General features: G+C 70.7%; 26 protein-coding genes and 1 tRNA gene. 11 read left to right on the top strand and 16 right to left on the bottom strand.

What is annotated here, in order from left to right:
* The first annotated feature begins 219 nt into the window (after positions 1-219).
* Both dnaB and AC27IY_RS47375 read left to right on the top strand, forming a co-directional pair.
* On the top strand, positions 220-3,906 hold the full coding sequence (gene dnaB / locus AC27IY_RS47370) for a replicative DNA helicase (protein WP_487181926.1): 3,687 nt from the start codon (positions 220-222) through the stop codon (positions 3,904-3,906).
* 88 nt (positions 3,907-3,994) lie between these two features.
* On the top strand, positions 3,995-4,450 hold the full coding sequence (locus AC27IY_RS47375) for a universal stress protein (protein ID WP_344208967.1): 456 nt from the start codon (positions 3,995-3,997) through the stop codon (positions 4,448-4,450).
* Here AC27IY_RS47375 and soxR read toward each other — a convergent pair.
* Genes soxR through AC27IY_RS47390 form a run of 3 tightly spaced genes read right to left on the bottom strand, consistent with a single transcriptional unit; the run spans position 4,447 to position 6,624 of the window.
* Entirely contained in the window at positions 4,447-4,950 is a 504-nt protein-coding gene (soxR, locus tag AC27IY_RS47380; protein ID WP_344208965.1) for a redox-sensitive transcriptional activator SoxR, read from the bottom strand. The two genes, AC27IY_RS47375 and soxR, sit on opposite strands and share 4 nt — an antisense overlap.
* Positions 4,951-4,990: 40 nt before the next feature.
* Positions 4,991-5,722 (bottom strand): ABC transporter permease, encoded by a 732-nt coding sequence (locus tag AC27IY_RS47385; protein WP_371248714.1) that lies wholly within the window; start codon positions 5,720-5,722, stop codon positions 4,991-4,993.
* Positions 5,719-6,624, bottom strand: coding sequence for an ABC transporter ATP-binding protein (locus AC27IY_RS47390; RefSeq protein ID WP_344208960.1), 906 nt, complete (start codon positions 6,622-6,624; stop codon positions 5,719-5,721). Before AC27IY_RS47390 ends, AC27IY_RS47385 begins: the two co-directional genes overlap by 4 nt.
* A gap of 109 nt (positions 6,625-6,733) precedes the next feature.
* Here AC27IY_RS47390 and AC27IY_RS47395 point away from each other — a divergent pair, with 109 nt between their 5' ends.
* The 3 genes from AC27IY_RS47395 to dnaN all read left to right on the top strand — a co-directional run bounded on the left by AC27IY_RS47395 (position 6,734) and on the right by dnaN (position 10,000).
* Positions 6,734-8,164 (top strand): sensor histidine kinase, encoded by a 1,431-nt coding sequence (locus AC27IY_RS47395; RefSeq protein WP_487181927.1) that lies wholly within the window; start codon positions 6,734-6,736, stop codon positions 8,162-8,164.
* Complete coding sequence (locus AC27IY_RS47400) at positions 8,161-8,811, top strand: response regulator transcription factor (RefSeq protein ID WP_344208956.1); 651 nt, start codon at positions 8,161-8,163, stop codon at positions 8,809-8,811. The genes AC27IY_RS47395 and AC27IY_RS47400 overlap by 4 nt, the downstream gene beginning before the upstream one ends.
* 91 nt (positions 8,812-8,902) lie before the next feature.
* A complete protein-coding gene (gene dnaN / locus AC27IY_RS47405; protein ID WP_371248712.1) occupies positions 8,903-10,000 on the top strand; it encodes a DNA polymerase III subunit beta in 1,098 nt (365 codons plus the stop codon).
* A 16-nt stretch (positions 10,001-10,016) separates the two neighbouring features.
* Here the strand turns inward: dnaN and AC27IY_RS47410 are convergent, their stop codons facing one another.
* From AC27IY_RS47410 to upp, 7 genes are all read right to left on the bottom strand, one after another.
* Positions 10,017-10,475 (bottom strand): MarR family winged helix-turn-helix transcriptional regulator, encoded by a 459-nt coding sequence (locus AC27IY_RS47410; protein WP_487181928.1) that lies wholly within the window; start codon positions 10,473-10,475, stop codon positions 10,017-10,019.
* A gap of 20 nt (positions 10,476-10,495) precedes the next feature.
* On the bottom strand, positions 10,496-11,179 hold the full coding sequence (locus AC27IY_RS47415) for a FadR/GntR family transcriptional regulator (protein ID WP_344208950.1): 684 nt from the start codon (positions 11,177-11,179) through the stop codon (positions 10,496-10,498).
* Between the two features lie 102 nt (positions 11,180-11,281).
* A complete protein-coding gene (locus AC27IY_RS47420) occupies positions 11,282-12,625 on the bottom strand; it encodes a helix-turn-helix domain-containing protein (protein ID WP_487181929.1) in 1,344 nt (447 codons plus the stop codon).
* Positions 12,626-12,721: 96 nt separating this feature from the next.
* Positions 12,722-13,255: a PH domain-containing protein gene (locus AC27IY_RS47425; protein WP_344208946.1), complete on the bottom strand. Its 534-nt coding sequence runs from the start codon at positions 13,253-13,255 to the stop codon at positions 12,722-12,724.
* On the bottom strand, positions 13,252-13,410 hold the full coding sequence (locus tag AC27IY_RS47430; RefSeq protein ID WP_177240954.1) for a hypothetical protein: 159 nt from the start codon (positions 13,408-13,410) through the stop codon (positions 13,252-13,254). Before AC27IY_RS47430 ends, AC27IY_RS47425 begins: the two co-directional genes overlap by 4 nt.
* A 99-nt stretch (positions 13,411-13,509) precedes the next feature.
* Complete coding sequence (locus tag AC27IY_RS47435; RefSeq protein ID WP_091088233.1) at positions 13,510-13,734, bottom strand: hypothetical protein; 225 nt, start codon at positions 13,732-13,734, stop codon at positions 13,510-13,512.
* Between the two features lie 179 nt (positions 13,735-13,913).
* A complete protein-coding gene (gene upp / locus AC27IY_RS47440) occupies positions 13,914-14,552 on the bottom strand; it encodes a uracil phosphoribosyltransferase (protein ID WP_344208944.1) in 639 nt (212 codons plus the stop codon).
* A 147-nt stretch (positions 14,553-14,699) separates the two neighbouring features.
* Here upp and AC27IY_RS47445 point away from each other — a divergent pair, with 147 nt between their 5' ends.
* The 4 genes from AC27IY_RS47445 to AC27IY_RS47460 all read left to right on the top strand — a co-directional run bounded on the left by AC27IY_RS47445 (position 14,700) and on the right by AC27IY_RS47460 (position 16,286).
* On the top strand, positions 14,700-15,215 hold the full coding sequence (locus tag AC27IY_RS47445; RefSeq protein WP_020543023.1) for a tRNA adenosine deaminase-associated protein: 516 nt from the start codon (positions 14,700-14,702) through the stop codon (positions 15,213-15,215).
* Positions 15,216-15,233: 18 nt separating this feature from the next.
* Positions 15,234-15,707: a tRNA adenosine deaminase-associated protein gene (locus AC27IY_RS47450; protein ID WP_344208941.1), complete on the top strand. Its 474-nt coding sequence runs from the start codon at positions 15,234-15,236 to the stop codon at positions 15,705-15,707.
* A 44-nt stretch (positions 15,708-15,751) separates the two neighbouring features.
* Complete coding sequence (gene tadA / locus AC27IY_RS47455) at positions 15,752-16,189, top strand: tRNA adenosine(34) deaminase TadA (protein ID WP_344209112.1); 438 nt, start codon at positions 15,752-15,754, stop codon at positions 16,187-16,189.
* A gap of 10 nt (positions 16,190-16,199) precedes the next feature.
* Positions 16,200-16,286: transfer RNA gene (locus AC27IY_RS47460), tRNA-Ser, on the top strand.
* Between the two features lie 51 nt (positions 16,287-16,337).
* On the opposite strand, the gene AC27IY_RS47465 is transcribed toward AC27IY_RS47460, so the two are convergent.
* The 4 genes from AC27IY_RS47465 to AC27IY_RS47480 all read right to left on the bottom strand — a co-directional run bounded on the left by AC27IY_RS47465 (position 16,338) and on the right by AC27IY_RS47480 (position 18,864).
* On the bottom strand, positions 16,338-17,075 hold the full coding sequence (locus tag AC27IY_RS47465; protein ID WP_487181930.1) for a DUF4352 domain-containing protein: 738 nt from the start codon (positions 17,073-17,075) through the stop codon (positions 16,338-16,340).
* A gap of 115 nt (positions 17,076-17,190) precedes the next feature.
* A complete protein-coding gene (locus AC27IY_RS47470; protein ID WP_344208937.1) occupies positions 17,191-17,487 on the bottom strand; it encodes a type II toxin-antitoxin system VapB family antitoxin in 297 nt (98 codons plus the stop codon).
* Between the two features lie 48 nt (positions 17,488-17,535).
* Positions 17,536-18,387 carry a KPN_02809 family neutral zinc metallopeptidase gene (ypfJ, locus tag AC27IY_RS47475; protein ID WP_487181931.1) on the bottom strand — a complete coding sequence of 284 codons (852 nt, stop codon included), beginning with the start codon at positions 18,385-18,387 and terminating at the stop codon, positions 17,536-17,538.
* Between the two features lie 84 nt (positions 18,388-18,471).
* A complete protein-coding gene (locus AC27IY_RS47480; RefSeq protein WP_364457155.1) occupies positions 18,472-18,864 on the bottom strand; it encodes a hypothetical protein in 393 nt (130 codons plus the stop codon).
* 203 nt (positions 18,865-19,067) lie between these two features.
* On the opposite strand from AC27IY_RS47480, the gene AC27IY_RS47485 reads away from it, so the two are divergent.
* Together AC27IY_RS47485 and AC27IY_RS47490 are read left to right on the top strand one after the other, a co-directional pair.
* The gene (locus tag AC27IY_RS47485) at positions 19,068-20,297 is read left to right on the top strand and encodes a serine hydrolase domain-containing protein (protein WP_423477864.1); all 1,230 of its coding nucleotides are present in this window, start codon (positions 19,068-19,070) and stop codon (positions 20,295-20,297) included.
* Positions 20,298-20,332: 35 nt separating this feature from the next.
* The gene (locus AC27IY_RS47490) at positions 20,333-20,767 is read left to right on the top strand and encodes a hypothetical protein (protein WP_487181932.1); all 435 of its coding nucleotides are present in this window, start codon (positions 20,333-20,335) and stop codon (positions 20,765-20,767) included.
* Here AC27IY_RS47490 and AC27IY_RS47495 read toward each other — a convergent pair.
* Together AC27IY_RS47495 and AC27IY_RS47500 are read right to left on the bottom strand one after the other, a co-directional pair.
* Positions 20,745-21,227, bottom strand: coding sequence for an NUDIX hydrolase (locus AC27IY_RS47495; RefSeq protein ID WP_487181933.1), 483 nt, complete (start codon positions 21,225-21,227; stop codon positions 20,745-20,747). The genes AC27IY_RS47490 and AC27IY_RS47495 overlap by 23 nt on opposite strands.
* Positions 21,224-22,288, bottom strand: a complete 1,065-nt coding sequence (locus tag AC27IY_RS47500) for a threonine aldolase family protein (protein WP_487181934.1) — start codon at positions 22,286-22,288, stop codon at positions 21,224-21,226. Before AC27IY_RS47500 ends, AC27IY_RS47495 begins: the two co-directional genes overlap by 4 nt.
* Between the last annotated feature and the right edge of the window lie 35 nt (positions 22,289-22,323).

Below are 22,323 nucleotides of genomic sequence, written 5' to 3' on the forward strand. Positions count from 1 at the left end.
TTTCCGCAGGTCGGAGGCTCGTCGGCGGAAATCCCCAGAAGTTATCCCCAGGCGTCATCCACAGGCATTTCACATGTTGGGGGCCGTCGTACACAGCTTGACCACAGGGTTGTCCACAGGCCACGTTGGCGTCCGGGCCCCAGGTCCGGGAAACTGTCAGACCGGTCGACTACAAGTGGGGGTGGTGCGACCGCCTGCAAGGCTGTTCGAGGGGGCGCGGTGAGCATTGACGAAGAGATCCCGGCGGGGCCCGGTTTCGAGCGCACGCCGCCGCACAACATCGAGGCGGAGCAGTCGGTCCTCGGCGGCATGCTGCTGTCCAAGGACGCCATCGCCGACGTGGTCGAGATCATCCGCGCCGACGACTTCTACCGCCCCGCCCACCAGATGGTCTACGAGGTCATCACCGACCTCTACGGCCGCGGCGAGCCCGCCGACGCCGTCACCGTCTTCGACGAGCTGCAGAAGCGCGGCGAGATGGCCCGCGTGGGCGGCGCCGCCTACCTCCACACGCTGACGGCCGTCGTCCCCACGGCCGCCAACGCCGGCTACTACGCCAAGATCGTCCGCGAGCAGGCCATCCTCCGCCGCCTCATCGAGGCCGGCACCCGCATCGTCTCCTACGGCTACGGCGGCCAGAATGAAGAGGTCGACGACCTCGTCGACCGCGCCCAGGCCGAGATCTACAAGGTCACCGAGCGCCGCACCTCCGAGGACTACGCCCCCCTGGCCGACATCATGCCGGGCGCCCTCGACGAGCTGGAGGCCATCGGCAGCCGCGGCGGCCAGATGGTCGGCGTGCCCACCGGCTTCCAGGACCTCGACCAGCTCACCAACGGCCTCCACCCCGGCCAGATGATCGTCGTCGCCGCCCGACCCGCGATCGGGAAGGCGCTGGCGCTCGACACGCCGCTGCCCACGCCCGAGGGGTGGACGACCATGGGCGACGTCAAGGTGGGCGACCGGCTGATCGGCGCGGACGGCAGGCCCACCAGGGTCGTGGCGGCCACCGAGGTGATGCACGACCGTCCCTGCTACGAGGTGGAGTTCAGTGACGGCACCGTGATCGTCGCGGACGCCCTGCATCAGTGGCGCACCATCACCCGTGCCGAAAGCAAGCAGCGCCGGAGCGGCCCCTCCTACCACTGGGCACCGGAGGCCATCGAGAAGGTCAGGATCGCCTACGAGTCCGCGCTCCGCGACCCGGAGAAGCTGGTCACGCACCAGGAGGCGCTTCAGCTCGTGGGGGAGGAGTTCCGTCATGTCCTGCACGTCGTGCAGAAGCAGGTGGGCACGACGGGCAAGGTAGTCGCCGCCGTCGGTGGCGCGATGCGCAGCCATGAGTGGCGCACTCCCGCCTACCGGGCAGTGGACCTCTTCGCCGCTCTGCACGCCCGGGTCACCACGCCCAAGAACGCCGCCATCACCGCGGCCCCTCGTCGGACGGTGACCACCGAGGAGATCGCCGCGACCCTGCGCACCTCCGACGGGCGGCCGAACCACGCGGTGGCGGTGACCGCGCCGTTCGACCTCGACGAGCGCGAATTGCCGCTGGCGCCGTACGTGCTCGGCGTCTGGCTGGGCGACGGCCACAGCGCGGGCGCCCGCATCAGCACGGCCGATCCGGAGATCATCGCCAACCTCGAAGCCGAAGGTCTGTGCGTCACGCGCGTGGGTTCCTCCATCTCCTACCAGCTCACGCTGCCGGCCTCGGACTCGCCGGCCAGCCGCACGTGCGTGGTGTGCGGGTTGCGGCGCTGCCAGGCGTGCCATCGCTCACACGGAACCGTGCAGGGCATTCTCCGTACTCTGGGCGTGCTTCACGACAAGCACATTCCCGCCGCCTATCTCCGTGCTTCTGAGCGGCAGCGGCGCGCCCTGCTGGCCGGGCTGCTCGACTCGGACGGTTACGTCAACACCGGAGGCCAGATCCAGTTCGCCGTCACCAACCGGCGGCTGGCCGCCGACGTCCACGAGCTGATCCTCAGCCTCGGCTACAAGGCGACCATGCGGACCAGGCAGGTCAGAGGGAGAAGCGCGGACTCCTCCACGGCCTACATGATCAACTTCACTGCGTCCGACCAGCTCTTCCGCCTGCCACGCAAGGCCGTCCGGCAGACCGGCGGAGCTCGTCCCAACACCAGGTTCCGCTACATCGTGGACGTGCGGGAGATCGCGAGCAGGCCGGTCCGCTGTGTCCAGGTGGACAACGACGACCACATGTACCTTGCCGGCCGCAGCTGCATCCCCACCCATAACAGCACCCTCGGTCTGGACTTCGCCCGATCTGCGGCGATCAAGAATGGCATGACCACCGTCATCTTCTCGCTGGAGATGTCGCGCAACGAGATCACCATGCGACTGCTGTCCGCCGAGGCCCGCGTCGCGCTGCACGCCATGCGCTCCGGCATGATGAGCGACGAGGACTGGACCCGGCTGGCCAGGCGGATGAGCGAGGTGGCCGAGGCGCCGCTGTTCATCGACGACTCGCCCAACATGTCGATGATGGAGATCCGGGCCAAGTGCCGCCGGCTCAAGCAGCGCAACGACCTCAGGTTCGTGGTCATCGACTACCTCCAGCTGATGAGCTCGCCGAAGAAGACCGAGAGCCGCCAGAACGAGGTGTCGGAGATCTCGCGTGCCATCAAGCTGCTGGCCAAGGAGCTGGAGGTGCCGGTCATCGCGATCTCCCAGCTCAACCGTGGCCCCGAGCAGCGCACCGACAAGCGCCCGCAGGTGAGCGACCTTCGCGAGTCGGGCTGCCTCACCGCCGCCACCCGCGTCCTGCGCGCTGACACGGGCGCGGAGGCGTCGCTGGGCGAGCTGCTGGAGTCCGGCGCGCGCGACATCCCGGTGTGGTCCCTGGACGACAACCTGCGGCTCGTCCCGCGGACGATGACGCACGTGTTCCCCAGCGGCACGAAAGAGGTCTTCCGGCTGCGGCTCGGCTCCGGCAGGGAGATCGAGGCGACGGCCAATCACCCCTTCATGACGTTCGACGGGTGGCGTCCGCTGGGCGAGCTCGCCCCCGGAGCGCGCGTCGCCGCGCCGCGGCACGTCTCCGCGCCCCGCGACCTGCAGGAATGGCCGGACGACCAGGTGGCCCTGGTGAAGGGAGCCGTGCCCGAGGGGGTCTTCTCCCTCCCCAAGCGGCAGATCGCGCTGTTCCTGCGCCGCCTGTGGGCGGGCGACGGTGATGTCCGGTGGGACGACGCGCTGGGCGAGGCGCGGCTCTCCTGCACCTCCACGAGCCGCCGCCTGGTCGACGACGTCGCGCGGCTGCTGCTGAGGTTCAACGTGATGACGCGGATCGAAGAGGTCGGGCCGGCACATCGGCTGTGGGTCAGCGGAGCCGACAACCAGCTGCGATTCCTCGACGAGATCGGCGTGCCGGGCGAGCGGTTCGAGCAGCAGGCCGAGCAGTGCGCCGCGGCTCTCCGGCGGCTCGTGGGCGGCACCGGCGCCGGCGCCGTTCCGCGCGAGGTGTGGGACCGCGTCGGCGACCACCTGACGGTGGGGGCCGCCACGAAGAGCGCTCAGGGTCCTGAGCGCCTGCGCCGGATCTCCGCGATCCTCGATGACGCCGACCTTGAGCTGCTGGCCACGAACGACGTGTTCTGGGACGAGGTCGCCTCCGTCGAGAGCCTCGGCGAGCAGCCGGTCTACGACGCCACCGTCCTCGGCACCCACAACTTCGTGGCCAACGGGATCAGCGTCCACAACTCCATCGAGCAGGACGCGGACATGGTCATCCTGCTGCACCGGGAGGACGCCTACGAGCGGGAGTCGCCGCGGGCGGGCGAGGCCGACCTGATCGTGGCCAAGCACCGAAACGGCCCCACGGCGACGGTCACGGTGGCGTTCCAGGGCCACTACAGCCGGTTCGTGGACATGGCCCAGCACTGAGGGCTGTGACGAAGCAGACAGGCGGCGGCGGAATGGCGCTGATCACCGCGGTGCTGCAGCGGATGACCGTAGTGAAGGGAAGTCCGCCATGACCATCCTCGTCGCCTACGACGGCTCGGCCGACGCGCGCGCCGCGATCGAGTTCGCCGCCAAGCACCTCGCCGCCGAGCCCGTCGTCGTCCTGACCGTGTGGGAGCCGCTGCTCGTACAGTTGCGGAAATATCCGCTCGCCGCCGGTGTGCTCACGACCGAGGCCGAGGACGAGGCGCGGGCCCAGGCGGAGGCGAGCGCCAGGGAGGGCGCCGAGCTGGCCGTGGCGTCGGGCCTCGCCGAGGTGACCCACCGGGCCGTGGCCGACAACGAGTCCGTGTGGAAGACGATCGTGGACGTGGCCGACGAGCTCGACGCCTCGCTCATTGTCACGGGCTCGCGGGGCCTGGCCGGGGTGCGTTCGGTGCTGCTGGGCAGCGTCTCCAACCACGTGCTGCACCACGCGCAGCGGCCCACGCTCATCGTCCCTCCCGCCCAGAGGGCGGGAGGCTAGGCTCCGTCCCCGGCCGCGTTGCAGCAGGCTCCCGGCGGCGGGGACAGCCGGGTGTCGATGCGCCGGGCTCCCGGCCCCTCGTCGCCGAGCCGGTCGTACGGGTTGGCGACGGGGCACAGGTCGAGCGACAGGCAGCCGCAGCCGATGCAGTCGGTGAGGTCGTCGCGCAGCCGCTGGAGCTGCAGGATGCGGTCGTCCAGCTCGCCGCGCCAGGCGGCCGAGAGCCGGGCCCAGTCGGCGCGGGTGGGGGTGCGCTCGCCCGGCAGCTCGTCCAGCGCGTCCTTGATGGTCTTGAGCGGGATGCCGATGCGCTGCGCCAGCCGGATGAAGGCGACCCTGCGCAGGCTGTCGCGGCTGTAGCGGCGCTGGTTGCCGGCCGTGCGGCGGCTGGTGATGAGGCCCTTGGCCTCGTAGAAGTGCAGGGCCGAGACGGCGACGCCGCTGCGCTCGGCCAGTTGCCCGACCGTGAGCTCCTTGGTGTTCCAGGCGACCTTGGTCATACCGAGAGCTTAGTTGAGGTTTGGCGGAGACGGCCCGCCGTCACTCCCACCGGAACAGCCGTACGGCGAGCCCGCCGAAGACCACCAGCCCGACGGCCATCACGATCAGGTGCAGCGGCTGCGGCGCGTGGCCCGCCCAGGTGTCCTTGAGCGCCTGGGCGAACGGCCCGGCCACGGAGTAGTCGCTCACGATGCGGAGGGCGTCCGGCATGGCCTGGCGCGGGATCCACATGCCCGCTACGAACATCAGCGGGAACATGACCAGCGACCCGATCCCCGGCGCCGCCTTGCCGTTGGGCGCGAGGGCGGCGATGACCAGCCCCATCGACATGAGCGCCGCCGTGCCGAGCAGGAACACCAGCACGAAGCCCGGCCACTGCCCGGGAGGCGCGGCGTCGAAGACCAGCATGGTCCCGACGACGAGGATGGCCGTGGCCACGACCGCGACGGCCAGGTTGATGACGAGCTGCACGGCCAGCATCCGCGCGGGGCTGACCGGCGTGGTGGACATCCGCCGCAGCACGCCCTGCTCCCGGTACGTGGTGAGCACCGCGGGAAGGACGCTGCACACCAGCGTGAGCAGCGAGAGCAGGACCATGAGGCTCGGCCACTGGGCGTCGACGTACCGCTCGCCGGTGTCGGTCACCTCGCCCATGCCGGGGATGGTGAGCCCCAGCACGACCAGGAGGGCGACCGGCAGCGCGATGGTGAAGGCCAGCGACGGCCAGTCGCGCAGGTAGAGCTTGGCCTCCACGAGGAGCATCTTCTTCATGACAGCTTCCTTCCGGTGAGCGCGAGGAACGCGTCGTCCAGCGTGGCCTGCTCGATGCGCAGGTCCCCGGGCACGATCTCCTGCCGGGCCAGGGCGAGGGTGACGGTGGCGGCGAGGTTGCCGGCGCCGCTGACGGCGACCTGGTCGCCGTTCCGCTCGACGGCGCGCACCCCGGGGAGGGCGAGCAGCACGTCGTCCGTGACCGGCGCGGAGGGCCGGAAGCGCACCCGTTGCTCCCCGCCGACCTGCTGGATCAGCCCGGCGGGCGTGTCGGTGGCGACGACCTTGCCGGCGTCGATGAGCGCAAGCCGGTCGCAGAGCCGCTCGGCCTCCTCCATGAAGTGGGTGACCAGCACGATCGTCACCCCGGACGCGCGGATCTGCTCGACGAGCTCCCAGGTGTCGCGGCGGGCCTGCGGGTCGAGGCCGGTGGTCAGCTCGTCGAGCACGGCCACGCGCGGCCGGCCGACCAGCGCGAGCGCCACGGACAGCCGCTGGCGCTGCCCGCCGGAGAGCTTCTTGAACGTCGCGTGCCGCTTGTGGCCGAGCCCCACCCGCTCCAGCAGCTCGTTCCAGTCGGCCGGGTCGGGATAGAAGGAGGCGTACAGGTCCAGGGCCTCCCACACCTTGATCTTCTCCGGCAGGTTGGCGCTCTGGAGCTGCATGCCGAGCACTTCGCGCAGCTCGGCGCGGTCGCGTCGGGGGTCGAGCCCGGCCACCCGTACGGTGCCGCCGTCCGGCGCCCGCAGGCCCGCCACGCACTCGACCGTCGTGGTCTTGCCGGCGCCGTTGGGCCCGAGGATGCCGAAGATCTCGCCCTCGGCGACCTCGAACGACACGTCGTCGACCGCCAGGTGTTTGGGGTACTGCTTGCGCAGGTTCCTGACCTCGATGATTTTCATGGCTACGACGGTAGGAACGCCGCCTCCGCCGGGGAATGCGGCTGGATGCCGGGCAAGGGTGTACCTAGGTGCAGTGACCCGGAGGTCATGGCTTGGGCACACTGGGAGCATGTTGAGGAGGTACGGCCGGGTCGCGACGCTGCTCGCGCTGCTCGTCGTCCAGGTGCCGCTGATCGCCGTGTCCCTCGTGATGCTGGTGCTGTCGGTGGCGTTGGGGATGGTGTTCCTGTTCCCGCCGCAGGTCCGCATGGTGCGCGGGGTGGCCGAGCTCAACCGGCGGCTCATGCGGCGCTGGACCGGCCTGGCCATCGAGGCCCCCTACCTGCCGAAGCCGCCGCCCCCGGTGCCGCAGGCGGACGGCTTCTACCGCTACGACCGCACCCTCTACAAGACCCCGCGCATCCCCGCATGGAACGACCGCTGGAAGTGGCTGATGACCGACCCGGCCACCTGGCGCGACGATTTCTGGCTGGTGCTGGACCCGCTGATGAAGGTGACGCTGGCGCCGGTGTTCCTGCTGCTCCCGGCCCAGGGGCTGCGCCTGTACGCGCTCTGGAGCGACCTGCTGCTCGGCGCGACCGCCAACAGCCGCCTGGCCAACCAGGTCACCCACCTCCAGCGCACCCGCAACCTGGCCACCGACTCCCAGGCCGCCGAGATGCGCAGGATCGAGCGCGACCTGCACGACGGCACGCAGGCGCGGCTGGTCGCCATCGGCATGACGCTCGGCGCGGTCGAGCAGCTCGTGGACCAGGACCCGGCGGCGGCCAAGGCGCTGCTCACCAAGGCCCGCGAGGCGTCCTCGGAGACGCTGACCGAGCTGCGCCGGGTCATCCGCGGCATCCATCCGCCGGTGCTGGCCGAGCGGGGGCTCGGCGATGCCGTACGCGCCCTCGCCATGGACAGCCCCATGCAGGTCTCCGTGGACGTGGACCTGCCGCACCGCCCGGACGCGCCGGTGGAGGCCGCGGCCTACTTCGCGGTCAGCGAGCTGCTGTCCAACGCCGCCCGGCACGGCGACGCCCGTACGGCGGCCGTGGACATCAGCTCCAGGGAGGCCGACCTGCGCATCACGGTCACCGACGACGGCATGGGCGGCGCCGACCCGGCCAAGGGCAGCGGCCTGGCCGGCATCGAGCGGCGGCTGGCCGCCTTCGACGGGGTGCTCGCGCTGAACAGCCCGCCGGGCGGCCCCACCACGGTCACCATGCACCTGCCCAAGGTGCTGCCCCAGCACTGTGCCACCGACCTGCCCAAGCTGCCGCGCAACAAGACGATCCTCGTGGGGCTGTTGTGGGCGACGGCGTGGTGCCCGACCTTCCCGCAGGGTTTCGTGGCGGCCATCTTCAAGATCTTCGGAGTCGAGGAGAAGACGTGGTTCCTCGCCCTGTACATGCCGGAGCCCTGGCAGTGGCCGACCATCATCGGCATGATCACGCTCGGGCTCACCATGCATATCATCGCCATCCGCATCCCGGCCGTGCACAACCGGGAGCGCTGGATGATGGAAGCCACCCCGACCAAACCCTGGTGCCCATGAACGTGCTCATCGCCGAAGACCTCTACCTGCTCAGGGACGGCCTGGTGCACCTGCTCCAGGCGCACGGCTTCACCGTCGTGGGAGCGGTGGACAGCGGCCCCGAGCTGCTCAAGGGGCTGCTGGAGCTGCGGCCGGACGTCTCGATCGTGGACGTGCGCCTGCCGCCCACGTTCACCGACGAGGGCCTGCAGGCCGCGCTGGCGGCCAGGAAGTCGGTGCCCGGCCTGCCGATCCTGGTGCTGTCGCAGCACGTCGAGCAGCTGTACGCGCGCGAGCTGCTGGCCGACGGCTCGGGCGGCATCGGCTACCTGCTGAAGGACCGCGTCTTCAACGCCGAGCAGTTCGTCGACGCCGTACGCCGGGTCGCCGAGGGCGGGACCGCGATGGACCCGGAGGTCATCGCCAAGCTGCTGGCCAGCAACGCCAGGCACGAGCCGCTGGCCGCGCTCACGCCGCGCGAGCGGGAGGTGCTGGAGGCCATGGCGGAGGGCCGCTCCAACGCGGCGATCTCCCAGCGGCTCTACCTGAGCGAGAGCGCCGTCGCCAAGCACACCGCCAACATCTTCGCCAAGCTCGGCCTCGCCCCTTCGGACGACGACAACCGCCGGGTGCTGGCGGTCCTCGCCTACCTCCAGAGCCGCACCTGACTCTCCGACATCACCGGCCCCCCGGCGGGCCCGGGGTTGTCGGTCGTCTCGGCTATTTTCGTAGAGGCACGGCGACGAAGGGGTGTAACAGGTGAAAATCCGGGTTAACCGCGATGTTCTGGCAGAAGCGGTGGCGTGGGCTGCCCGAGTCCTGCCCAGCCGCCCGGTGGTGCCCGTTCTGTCCGGGCTGCTGCTGGAGGCCGGCGAGGAGCTGACGCTGTCGGCGTTCGACTACGACGTCTCCGCGCGGGCCGCGATCGACGCCGACGTGGCCGAGGGGGGCACCGTGCTCATCCCGGGCCGGCTGCTCGCCGAGATCAGCCGCAGCCTGCCGGCCGACGACGTCGAGATCGTCACCGAGGGGCCCGAGGCGGTGCTCACCTGCGGCAGCGCCGAGTTCGGGCTGGTCACCATGCCGGTCGAGGACTTCCCGACCCTGCCCACGATGCCGCCGGTCGTCGGCGCGGTCGGCGGCGGCGTGTTCGCCTCGGCCGTCGGTCAGGTCGCCCCCGCGGCGAGCCGCGACGACACCCTGCCGATGCTCACCGGCATCAGGGTCGACATCGACGGCGAGTCGGTCGCGATGGCGGCCACCGACCGCTACCGCATCGCCGCCCGCGACTTCACCTGGCGCCCGGCCACGCCCGACGTGTCCGTCTCGGCGATGGTGCCGGCCCGGGTGCTGGTCGAGGTGGCCAAGTCGCTGCGCGGCGGCGAGGTCGCGGTGGCCATGGGCGACGGGGTGGCCGGGTTCGAGAGCGTCGGGCGCAGCACGACCGTGCGGCTGCTCGACGAGCAGTTCATCGACTACCGTTCCCGGCTGACCAGCGACTGGTCGATCCGGGCCGACGTGGCGGTGGGGCCGTTCGTCAACGCGATCAAGCGCGTGGCGCTCGTGGCCGAGCGCAACACCGCGATCCGGCTGTCGTTCACGCAGGGGCAGGTGCTCATCCAGGCGGGCGGCGGCGACGTCGGCCGCGGCACCGAGGTGGTGCCGTGCGAGCTGCGCGGCGACGACATCCAGATCGCCTTCCAGTCGCAGTTCCTGCTCGACGGGCTCACGGGCATCGAGGGCGAGCTGGCCCGCATCAACCTGGAGTCGCCCACGCGGCCCGCGCTCATCCAGGACGTCCCCGGCGACGCGCAGCCCGCCTTCCGCTACCTCGTCATGTCCCTGCGGCAGAGCTAGCGGAGCCCGGCCGGGCTCACGGGCCCGGCCGGGCCGTCTGACGTTCGGCGACGAGCTTGAAGACCCGCTTGAACTCCGCGTACGCCTGCTCGCCCACGGCCCGCGCGTGCCCCGCCTCCATCTCGGCGAGCACGGCGTCCGACCTGGCGAGGAAGTCGCACCCCTTCTCGGTGGGCACGATGAGCTTGGCGCGGCGGTCGGCCGGGTCGGGCCGCCGCTCCACGTAGCCGAGCTCGACCAGCTCGTCCACCAGGGTGCCGATCACCTGCTTGTGCTGCCCCGACTGGGCGGCCAGCTCGGTGGCCCGGCTGCCCTCCACGTCGAGGTAGGCGAGCACCGCCCCATGGCGCGGCCTGAGCCGCGGATGCCCCTGCTCGCCCAGCTTGGCGAACAGCTCACGCTGGAGGGCGAACAGCGTCCGGCTGGACAGGATGCCGAGGTCGGGCTGCTCGCGTTGACGCCGGCTCCTGCGCACCGCACACCCCTCCGGGGCCGTCAGGAGTCGGCGGACTCGGTGAGGGCGATGAGGATGTGCTCCATGCAGGCGTGACCGGCCCGCTCGGCCGCCGTCGCGTCGCCGGCCGCGATGGCGCGGGCGATCGCGTCGTGCGGGATGTAGCTCTTGTTCAGCGACGTGCCGGCCGCCGTGATGCTGGCCCGCAGCGCCGCGGAGAAGTCCTCGTACAGGTCGATGAGGACGAGGTTGTGGGTGGCGTGCGCGACCGCCATGTGGAAGGCGAGGTCGGCCTCCACGAAGTATTCGGGGTCGTCGAGGTCCCACGCGCGCTCCCGCTCGGCCAGGGCGGCCTCGATGCGGGCGATGTCGTCGTCGGTGCGACGGGTGGCGGCGAGCCGCGCGGACTCGACCTCCAGCGCGCGCCGCACCTCCAGGATCTCCAGCTGTTCGGCCTGCCTGAGCCGGCGCAGCATGGCGCCGGACAGCTCGCTGGTGGCCCGCACGTAGGTGCCGTCGCCCTGACGGCACTCCAGCAGCCCGGCGTGCGTGAGCGCGCGCACGGCCTCACGAACGGTGTTGCGCCCGACCCCGAGCTGCTCGGCGAGCACGGTCTCGGTTGGGATCTTGCCGTTCATCGACCACGACCCTGAGGTGATCTGCTCCTTGAGCTGATCGATCACCTGGTCGACGAGCGAAGCCCGCTGCGCCGTACGCAGACTCACAGTCCGCCTCCTCCGGGAAAACCAGTCATCCCATGAGTCAATGACTGGTAGACCCTAATTATTCCAGACTCGGAACGCCAAATCTGGAGCTCCCGGAGGAATTCAGCGGGATACGGTCGCGCCGGCTGCCACCTCCGTCATGGCCGAACGGACTCCGGCGGCTTCGAGCGCCTTACGATACGCGGCCGTCTGCTGCGCGACGGACCCGACCCGGCCGTGCAGGTCGCCCAGCTCGCGCCAGCACCGCGCGGCCTGCCGGTCGGTGCCGAACGCCGGCCGGCCGAGCGCGCTCAGCAGCCGGTGCGCGGCGGCGAGCTCGGACTCGGCGTTGCCGCCGAGCTCCAGCGCCACGGCGGCGAGCACCAGGCGGGCCTCGGCGGCCGTCGTGCCGGGCTCCTCGCCCGCCAGGCCCAGCGCCTGACCGGCCAGCTCCGCCGCGCGCGCCGGGTCACCCGAACGCAGCCGCACCCGGGCGTGCACGACCAGGCTCTCGGCGTAGGCGGGGGCGGCCGACGGGAAGGCGGCGAAGACCGCGGACGCGCTCGACACCAGCCGCTCGGACTCCTCCAGCGGAGCCGTGGTCATCCTGGCCCAGTGCATGGCGGCGCGGGCGAGCTGCAGCGCCAGCCGCGTCTCACGACCGGCCATGATCGCGTCGTCGGCCAGCCGCACCGCGAGGGCGGAGTCCTCGCCGCCCGCGGCGGCCGTGCTCGCCTCCCAGAGCGACCGGATCTCACCGGAACGGTCCACAACCGGGGAAAAACCGGTCATGTCGAGGACCTTCTTGACGTAAGCCAGCTCGGGGGAGTCGCTCTCGTTCTCGCCGCGCGCCTCGACCAGCGCCGCCGCCAGATCGACCGCGATCTCGCCCTTGGTCACGTCGAGCCGCTCCGCCTGCTCCAGGGCGTGCGCGGCCAGGTCACGGGCGCGCAGCCGGTCGCCGGCCCGCTGGTAGCAGCGGCTCAGCGCGATGGTCAGCGGCAGGTCGGCCAGCCGCTCGGGGTGGGCCGCAGCCTCCCTGCGCAGCCGCTCGAACGCCTCGACCGCCTGGCCCAGCCGGCCCTGCGCCTCCAATGCCCGCGCCCGCCCGAACCGGGCCTGCGCCGTCAACATGGCGTTCTCCTCGTCGGCCGCCTTCACGATCTCGGTGAAGCGGTCGGCGGCCACGGCGGGATCGCCGTGCTGGAGCTCAAGCTCGGCATGCCGCAGCCCGAGCTCGGTGTCGATGCGCTGCCGAGGCTCGATCCCGTGAAGGAGGAACTCGGTGGTGCATCCGAGCCGCTCGGCCAGCAGCCGGGCCACTACAGGAGTCGGCGTGCGCTTGCCCGACTCGATGAGCGAGACATAACTGTCAGACAGGTCGGGTCCGGCCAACTGGGCCTGCGACATCCGCCTGTTCAGCCGCAATCCACGGACGCGGTCACCGATGGTTCCCTGACTCGGCATCTCATCTCTCAGGGCGGGGAAGGGTCAACAACACGCAATGATTGCATGAAGTAGCCGAATCTGGTATCCCCGTGTGAAGAATTTGCCGCGCGGAGATTAATCGTCGCTGTCGTCCTTGCTGGGGAAAAGCATCTGGCAGACCTCGAGGTAGAGGGTCTCCGGATACGGAATGTACTCGACTGTTGACAGAGCCTGGTCCTGACCTGCGGACTCGAGGATGAACTCGCCGTAACCGAGCATGCGTCCCAGCAGCGAGCGCTGGAAGCTCATGTCCGTGACCTTGCCCAGGGGCATCATCGCGACCTTACGGGTGATGAGCCCCGTGGTGAGCAACATTCGCTTGGAGGTCACCACGAAGTAGTCGACCGACCACTCCGCGACCTTCCATACGAAACGGATCAGCAGCAGGAGCCAGAGCCACCACACGACGACGAGCGCCGTGCCACCCGCCGCGGTGCCGCCGAAGAACTTGCTGAGCAACGCGGCGACGACCAGGCCGCCGAAGACCTCGGCGACCGGGCGGAGCAGGATGGCGGGGTGGCGCCGCACCATGAGGACCTGCTGTTCCTGTGGGAGGAGGTAACGGTTGACCGACGCCGGGGCGGAGTCCCCGTGGGTCACCAGTCTCATGAGAGGTTGTTCACAAACTGCGCCAGTGAGTCGGCTGCGTTGAACACCGTGTCGAACGCCCCCTTCACCGCGTCAGCGGCATCAGCTGGTCGGGCCAACAGGTAGTAAGCGACAAATCCGATGCCGCTGTATGTGAGGACTTTTTTGACCTGCACCGTCGTCGCCTCCGAGCCACTTACCCACTCCCGCCGTATACATTACCCACCCGGGTGCCCGGGTAAAGGTGTGTTGGCGGGTTAGTTTTGATCTTGGTTTCAACCGCGCTCGCTGGCCACCAGAGCCAGCACGTGAAGGTGCTTGCGCGCGATGCGCTCGACGAGGCTGGGATGGGCGTAGCCGGTGACCTCCAGCGCGCCGTAGTGCGCCGCCTCGACACAACGCGTGACCGTGGTCGAGGAGTGGACGCCCGCGAACTCGTCGCGCAGCACCGCCTCGACCTCGGCGTACGGCATCGGATCGGCCTCGGTGTGCTCGTTCACGAGGACACCTCGCCGGCCGGCATGTCGCTCATCATGCTCCCCCACGCGCATGCGGAAGTTGCCTTCGCGTCTGTTCGTACCCACCTAACCACAGTATGTAACGGTGTGACGACCGAGCGTGACAAACGCCGGTCGCGCGAGGGAGCCGCGGGACCGGTCCAAAGAAAGGGCGGGCGGGGTCAGACGACGCCGTAGAGGCGGTCGCCCGCGTCGCCGAGGCCGGGGACGATGTAGCCGTTCTCATTGAGCCGCTCGTCGAGGGCCGCGGTCACGAGGCGGATGGGCTTGCCGGAGTTGGCGAACACCTTGTCCATGTAGGCGAGGCCCTCGGGGGCGGCCAGCAGGCAGATGGCGGTGACGTCGACGGCGCCCCGGTCGAAGAGGAACTGCACGGCCGCCGCCAGCGTGCCGCCGGTGGCGAGCATCGGGTCGACCACGTAGCACTGCCGGCCGGACAGGTCGTCGGGCAGGCGCGTGGCGTACGTCTCCGCCTGGAGGGTGGACTCGTTGCGGATCATGCCAAGGAAACCGACCTCGGCCGTGGGCAGCAGCCGGGTCATGCCGTCGAGCATGCCGAGCCCGGCCCGCAGGATCGGCACGACCAGGGGGTAGGGCTTGGCCAGCCGCACGCCGTGCGCGGTGGCGACCGGGGTCTGGACGGTGACGTCGGTGATCCGCACGTCGCGCGTGGCCTCGTAGGCCAGCAGGGTCACCAGCTCGTCGGCGAGCCTGCGGAAAGTCGGCGAGTCGGTGCCGGCATCACGCAGCGCGGTGAGCTTGTGGGCCACGAGCGGATGGTCGACGACGAGGGTTTCCATGGAGCACAACGGTATCCCCTGGGAGACACCGCGGCACCTCGCGGTTTTGGTTTTGATCACAATTTGGTCGGAGAGGCACACGCCGGGTGCCCGGTTCTGGAACGATTGGGTGTTGGTGATATCTGTCGTGTCAGAAATCGGGTGGGGATGGCGATGACGGACGAAGATGCGCTCGACTTCGCCATCGTGGTCTATCGCGAGGACGAACGGTGGCACGCCGAGCTGCTGCCCGTCGCACTCACCTCCGACCTGCACGGCCTGATCCAGGTGCTCAAGCAGCAGCCGAGCGAGAGCGGCACGATCGCGCTGGTCGCCGTGGGCGACGAGTTCTTCGTGGCGCTGCGGGGCCTCGGCGATCGGGTGGACGTCTTCCTGTCCGACATCGCCGCCTCCTGGGACTTCCCGCTGGCCCGTCAGGTGCTCGAATACCTGGACGTGCCCGTCCCCGACGAGGAGGAGCTCGACGAGATCCTCCAGGACGAGGAGACCGTGCTCCCCGCCGGAGATCTGTCGATCTTCGCCGATCTCGGGTTGGACGAGATGGAGCTGGGCATCCTCTCCGGCGACATCGACCTGTTGCCCGAAGACGTGCTGTCCAGCATCGCCGCGCGGCTCGGCTTCTCCGAGCCGTTCGAGCGTGCCATCGAATCGGTCTTCGGCTGATCCCCCTGGAGCGCGGACATGGCCAACACCTTCTCTGCGGCCTTTGTGCGAACCCCCGACGGCTGGAGCGGTGCCGAGGTCGATCTGAGCGAAGCTGAGATCGTCGACGACTTCGGCGACGCCGTGACGGAGACCCTGGGGCTGACCGGCGACGAGCTCGCCCTCCTGTGCGTCGAGGTCGAGGACGAGTGGTTCGCCCTCGTGCGCTACCGCGGCGACGACGAGCCCCGCGTCTTCCTGTCCGACGTGCACGCCATCGTCTCCGACCGCCTCGGCGAGCTGTTCGCCGAGTTCGCCGGCGTGGCGCCCGACAAGGAGGGCAACAGCCTCGGCGTGCGCCCCGCGGGCGACTTCGAGCTGCTGAGCGACCTCGGCGTGAGCTCGGAGGAGCTGCTGGAGCTCAGCATGGAGGAGGGCCTGCTGCCGGCCGACATCCTGTCGGTGATCGCCGAGCGGCTGTCGTTCGCCGACGAGCTCGACCGGCTGCGCTGAGCCGCGCCGTCCCGAGGTCCTGGCGGGTGACGTACGAGGAGGCCATGCGCCTGGCCCTGGCCGAGGCGGCGGCGGCCGCCGCCAGGGACGAGATCCCCGTGGGCGCGGTCGTCCTCGACGAGCGCGGCGAGCCGCTGGCCACGGCCGGCAACGACCGTGAGTCCACCGCCGATCCCACCGCGCACGCCGAGGTGCTCGCGCTGCGCCGGGCTGCCGCGGCGCGCGGGGAGTGGCGGCTCACCGGGTGCACGCTCGTGGTGACCCTGGAGCCGTGCACGATGTGCGCGGGAGCCGCCGTGCTGGCCCGGGTGGAGCGCGTGGTGTACGGGGCCGTGGACGAGAAGGGCGGGGCCGTGGGCTCGCTCTGGGACGTCGTACGCGACCGCAGGCTCAACCACCGTCCCGAGGTCGTCATGGGAGTTCTGGCAGAGGAGTGCTCCGGCGTACTAAAGCGGTTCTTTGCCACTCGCAGAATCCGGTAAGCTCGTTCGCGGTGGTGTCGCCTAGTGGCCGAGGGCGCACGCCTCGAAAGCGTGTGATGGGGCAACTCATCCGTGGGTTCAAATCCCACCACCACCGCTCCTCATCGAAGGGCCTCCGGACGACCGGGGGCCCTTCGGCGTTCTCCCGTCAGCCGAGCCGCCACTCGCCCTTCTGGGTGGCGAGGCCGCCGTCCAGAGCGAACCTGAACGTCGCCGGCGTGGCCGTCTCCGGGATCTCGAACACGAGCGCGCCCCTCCTGCTCTCGCCCACGCCGATCGTGACCGCGCCGGCGCCGTCGAACGACTGCGCCTCGCGTACCCGGGCGGTCGGGTTCGCGCGGTATTCCTGGCCCGCGCCGTCCACGAGCAGCGCGCCGGTGCCGAGGGTGTCGCTGTAGGCGGACTGGCCCTGGTTCACCAGCGCGAGCTGGACGGCCACGTAGCGGTTGCCCGTCGCCGGCTTGAACAGCTCGTCCGCCGGGGTGGCGGGGGAGACGAGCTGCTCGACGGTGACGGCGACGCTCACCCCCGGGTCGGTGCCGGTGAGGGTGAGCGGCTGCCCGAGCGCGGCGGCGGCGGACTGGTCGCCCTGCGCGGGCTGCGACGGTGACGGCGTCTGGCTCGGGTCCTGGTCGAACAGGACGTCCGGCGCGTCGTCGCCGGTCCCCGCCTCCGTCGCGTGCCGGGCGGCCACGCTCGCCTCGCCGGCGGTGAGCACGAAGTAGACCGACCCGGCGCCGCTCAGCAGCAGCAGCGGCAGCCCGATGGCGAGCAGCAGGATCAGCGCGAGATTGCCCCGGTCGGGCGGCATCGGCTCCGGCGGATGCCCGTACCCGTCGTAGCCGTACCCATATCCGTAGGGCGGCGGTGGCGGCGGGTAGGACACGGCGCTCCCTCAAATGATGTTGAAAGGCTCTGCTTCGACGTCCGAGACACCCTCATGGTTGGCATAACAAAAGAGAGCCGCGTTTCGCGACTCCCTTTTTCGTGGCCTTTGCGGCTCAGTCGGGCAGTTCGAGAACCCGCGCGTGCAGGATGGACCGCTGATGCAGGGCCGCGCGCAGGGCGCGGTGCAGACCGTCCTCCAGATAGAGCTCGCCCTGCCACTGCACCACGTGCGGGAAAAGGTCCCCGTAGAAAGTGGAGTCGGCGGCGAGCAGCGAGTGCAGGTCCAGCATGGCCTTCGTGGTGATCAACGAGTCGAGCCTGACCTGCCGTGGAGGGATCTGCGCCCATTCGCGGTTGGTCAGACCGTGGTCGGGATAAGGGCGTCCGTCGCCGACTTGCTTGAAGATCACCCTGCTGATTTTAGGGCGAAATCGGATTCCTCGCGCTGAGTGGCGGGATCAGCCCAGCTTGGACTGCGCGCAGTCGGCGGGTCCGCCGTTCTGGTAACCGCGCTGGAAGGCCGCCACGCGCTGCTGCGAGGAACCGTGCGTGAACGATTCGGGATCGACCCTGCCCTGCGAACGCTGCTGAATTCGGTCGTCACCCACGGCGGCCGCGGCGTCGATCGCCTCGGCGATGTCGGCGTCCGTGAACGGCTTCTCGTAGAAGCCGGTCTCGACCGCGTTGCGCGCCCAGACGCCGGCGTAGCAGTCGGCCTGCAGCTCGACGGGGACCGAGCTGTTGCCGTTGGAGAGCTGGCCGCTCAGGTTCTGGACGTGGTGGCCGTACTCGTGGGCGATCACGTACGCCTGCGCGAACGGCCCGCCCTTGGCCCCGAACTGGCTGTGGAGCTGGTCGAAGAAGCTGAGGTCGAGGTAGACGCGCCGGTCGTTCGGGCAGTAGAAGGGGCCCACGGCCGAGTCCGCGGCGCCGCAGCCGGTGTTGACGCTCTGGGTGAACAGCACGGTTTTGGCCTGGCTGTAGTCGCCGCCCAGCTCGCCCTTCCAGTAGCCCTGGATGCTGTTGACGACGCCGACGACCCGGCAGCGTTCGTTCTGGTCGGCGTCCTTGCCCGTCTTGCACTGCTCGGACAGGTCGGCCGCGGGCCGCCCCTGGGAGGGCTGGCTCTCGCCGCCGCCTCCGCCGACGTTGTTGAGCACGAAGACCAGCACCAGCACGATGAGGCTGACGATGCCGCCGCCCCCAATGACCATCCCGCCGGGGAAGCCGCCCGCGGAGAAGCCGCCTCCGCCTCTGCCCGCGTCCTCCACCTGGGAGGCGTCGAGGTCAACCTGGTCCTTGAAGTCCATCGCCAACAGTCCTTCCGGGGGTGCCGACGGACAGACACTTCCCAGAAGGAGACGTTAGATGCAAGCGGGCGAGGAGGCCTGCGGCTAGCGGTCGAACCAGGCCGCCGACTGGCGGGTGAACAGCAGCCACACCACCGCCGCGGCCAGCGCCATGTTGGCCAGCGTCCCGACGCTGACCTCGCCGAGCAGCGACCAGAGCCCGTTGAGCACCAGCAGCGACTCGACGACCAGCCCGGCCACGCGCACCCAGCGCCGCCGCGAGGTCATCCGGGAGGCGGCGAACCCGATCAGCAGGATCGCGCCGACCGGCACGGCGAACAGCAGCACCGCCGCCCCCGCCGCGTCCGCCTCCATCCCGCCCACGAGCGTGAGCAGCAGGAGCAGCCCGACCGTGCCCAGCCCCGCCTGCACCCACATGCAGATCCGCGCGAGGGACACCGGCTGCGGGATCGCCTCGACCCGGTACGACTCGGCCATACGCGTTCATCCTCCGGGAGGGGGGTGGGCCGGACGTCTCGATCGTAGGTCGCCAGGTCGTCGCGGCGATGGCGAGGCGACGAAGACGGCATAACGCCTGGGAAGCGCGGCGTCAGCGGCCGTGTCAGCCCCACGACGGTCCCGTGTCAGCGCGCTCGCCGAAAGTTGGTCTCACGCGAACGACACATGACGAGGAGACCACGATGGAACACGGCAACAGCGGCTTCTCCGCGGCGGGACTGCGCAGGCTGCGCGGGGTGCTGGAGCGGCATGTCGAGTCCGGGAAGATCCCCGGCCTGGTGGCCCTGGTCGGCCGGGGCGACGAGACGCACGTCGAGGCGATCGGGACGATGCGCCACGACGGCGGCGCGCCCATGCGCAGGGACACGATCTTCCGGATGGCGTCCACGAGCAAGCCGGTGGCGATGGCGGCGGCGATGATCCTGGTGGACGAGTGCCGGCTGCGGCTGGACGACCTGGTGCAGGAGTGGCTGCCCGAGCTGGCCGACCGGCGGGTGCTGAGCCGGCCGGACGCGCCGCTGGACGACACCGTGCCGGCGCGGCGGCCGATCACCGTACGGGATCTGCTGACGTCCACGTTCGGGCTCGGCATGGACATGACGCTGCTGAGCGCGCCGATCATGGGCGCGATCATCGAGAGGGGGCTCACGCCCGACCTGCCGGTGCCGATGCCGGGGCCGGACGAGTGGATGCGCCGCCTGGGCGAGCTTCCGCTGGCGTACCAGCCGGGTGAGCGCTGGCAGTACCAGATCAGCCACGACGTGCTCAGCGTGCTCGTCGCGCGGGTCACGGGCGGGTCGTTCGAGGCGTTCCTGCGTGAGCGGGTCTTCGAGCCGCTGGGGATGCGGGACACCGGCTTCCACGTGCCCGCCGACCAGATCGAGCGGCTGCCGGTCCTGTACGCCCCCGACCCGGTCACGGGGGAGTTCCACGTGTGGGACGAGGCCGAAGGGGGACGGTGGAGCCGGCCTCCGGCGTTCCAGGGCAGCGGCGGCGGCCTGGTCTCCACCGCCGACGACTACCACGCCTACTTCACGATGCTGCTGAACAAGGGCGTGCACAACGGCGAGCGGATCCTGTCCAGGCCGGCCGTCGAGCTGATGACCACCAACCGGCTCACGCCCGAGCAGAACGCCGCCCGCAACGCCCTGGCCACCGAGAACGTCCACGTGTCCTTCGGGCAGGGGCAGCACGGCGGCTGGGGCATGGGGATGGCGGTGCGCACGTACCGCGGCGACTACGCGCCCGTCGGCCAGTTCGGCTGGGACGGCGGAAGCGGCACCTCCACCTACGCCGACCCGGTCAACGGGGTCACCGGCATCCTGCTCACCCAGGTCGGCATGTCCGTCCCGAACTCGGCACGGCTGATCCACGACTTCTGGACCACGCTCTACCAGGCCGTCGAAGACTGACACCCCACCCTGCTCGACAGAAGGAGAACACCACCATGTCCGTGACCCTCACCGACCAGGACAAGCTCACCCTGCGCACCGCCGCGTACGGCGCCGTCACGCTGATGGCCGCGGCCGACGCCGCCGGCCGGCCCCACAAGGCCGCCACCAGCGGCTCCATCGCCCTCTACTCGGCGACCGGCCTGGTCGGGCACGTGCTCGCCGAGAAGTCCCGGGACATCGAGCTGAAGGGCAGGTCCGTGGCCGCGCTCGCCGACCACGTGCTGCCCGCGCTGACGGCGGCCATGGGCCTGCTCATGCGGCAGGACCCGGCGGAGGCCGACAACTTCCGCGGGACCGTCCTCGTCGCGGTCGAGACGGCCGCCCGTGCTCAGCGGGGCGAGCCCAGCCCCGCGACGGCCGAGATGGCCCGCAAGATCACCGCCGCGCTCGACGCCGCCCCGGGCGTCAGTGGCACCACTTCACCATGATCAGGCACGAGTTGCCCGGCCACCTCTGGAAGGTCAACTCGGCTCCGGGGCGGGTGAGGCAGTCGAGGGCGGGTTCGCGTACGTGGGCGGCCCCGTTCGCGGACAGGCGGGCGACCGCCTCAGCGACGGGGACCCACTCCGCCTCCAGCACGTCGCCGTCCGGATCCTCGCAGCGGATCTCCCCGTGGTGCTGCGTGACCTCGAAGTACAGCGCGGTCAGCAGGCCGGGGGGCGGCGCGCCGGGGTTGCGGAGCTGCACGACGCTCAGGAGACGGAACGGCGGCTCCGCACTCAGCCCGGTCTCCTCCCGGAGCTCGCGGACCACCGCCTCGTCCGCGAACTCCCCGGTCTCCACCATGCCCCCGGGCAGGTCCCAGGCCCCGTCCCGCTGCCGTACCAGGAGGACCTCGGCGTCCCTGCGGACCACCGCGGTGACGGCGAGCGCGGACAGCGCCTTCACGGGCGCCGCCTGGAGGCGCGGGCCAGCAGGTCGTGGATGAGGGCGACCACCTCGTCCGGGGTGAACTCCATGGCGTTCTCGCCGACGGTGACCTCGAACGCGCATCGGCCCGGCTCGGACGCCGGACGTACCCGGCCCCAGAGCTGGACGCCGTGCTCGGCGAGGATCTCCTGGCCGGCCTGTTCGACGGCGCGCCGGTCGGCGGGCAGGTGGACGTGGAACAGCGGGGTCTGCGGCGGGTCGGGGTGGGCGCGGGCGGCGCCGTCGGCGTTGATGGCGGCCGCGACGGCGATGGCGTGCTCGCGGTACGCGGGCATCCGGTCGGCCAGGGTGTCGAGGTGGACCAGCGCCGCGAGCGCGAGCGGCCACGCGTCGCCGATGCCGCCGCCGAGCCGTTGCCGCCACACCGCCGCCACGTCCACGGTGGCCGCGTCGGAGGCGAGCACCGCGCCGCGTACGCCTTGCAGGCTCTTGTAGAGGGAGACGTAGACGGTGTCGAACAGGGCGGCGATCTCGTCGAACGGCCGCCGGTAGTAGCTCTGGGCCTCCCACAGGCGGGCGCCGTCCAGGTGTGTGGCGGCGCCGGCGGCGCGGGCGAGCGCGGTCTGCTCGCACAGGTCGTCCCACTCGGGCAGCAGCCCGCCGAGGTCGCGCTGCGGCAGCTCCCAGACGACCGCCGCCGGCGGCTCGCCGACCGCCGCCGCCAGGTCCTTCGCGGTCATCAGCTCGTACGGGTCGCCGGCCCGGCGCAACGTCAGACCGTGGACGGCGTTGTAGCCCTGCTCCTCCCACACGTCCAGGTGCGTCTGGGGGTGGGCGGCGAACGTACGTCGGCCGCGCCGGTCGGCGTGCACGCGCAACGCGGTCTGCTGGGCCATCGTGCCGCTCGGGAAGAACAGCGCGCGCTCCTTGCCGAGCAGGTCGGCCAGCCGCCGTTCCAGCACCGCGACGGGGCCTTCCGGGCCGTCGGGCGGGGTGTCGTCGTCCACCAGGGCCAGCATGCGCTCCAGCATCACGCGGGGCCGGCGCCGGTTCGGCGCGTGCAGGAACAGCGACCGCATGGGACTCTCCCTCTAATTGCGAATGATGTGCAACA

The organism is Nonomuraea sp. B208 (assembly GCF_057536035.1).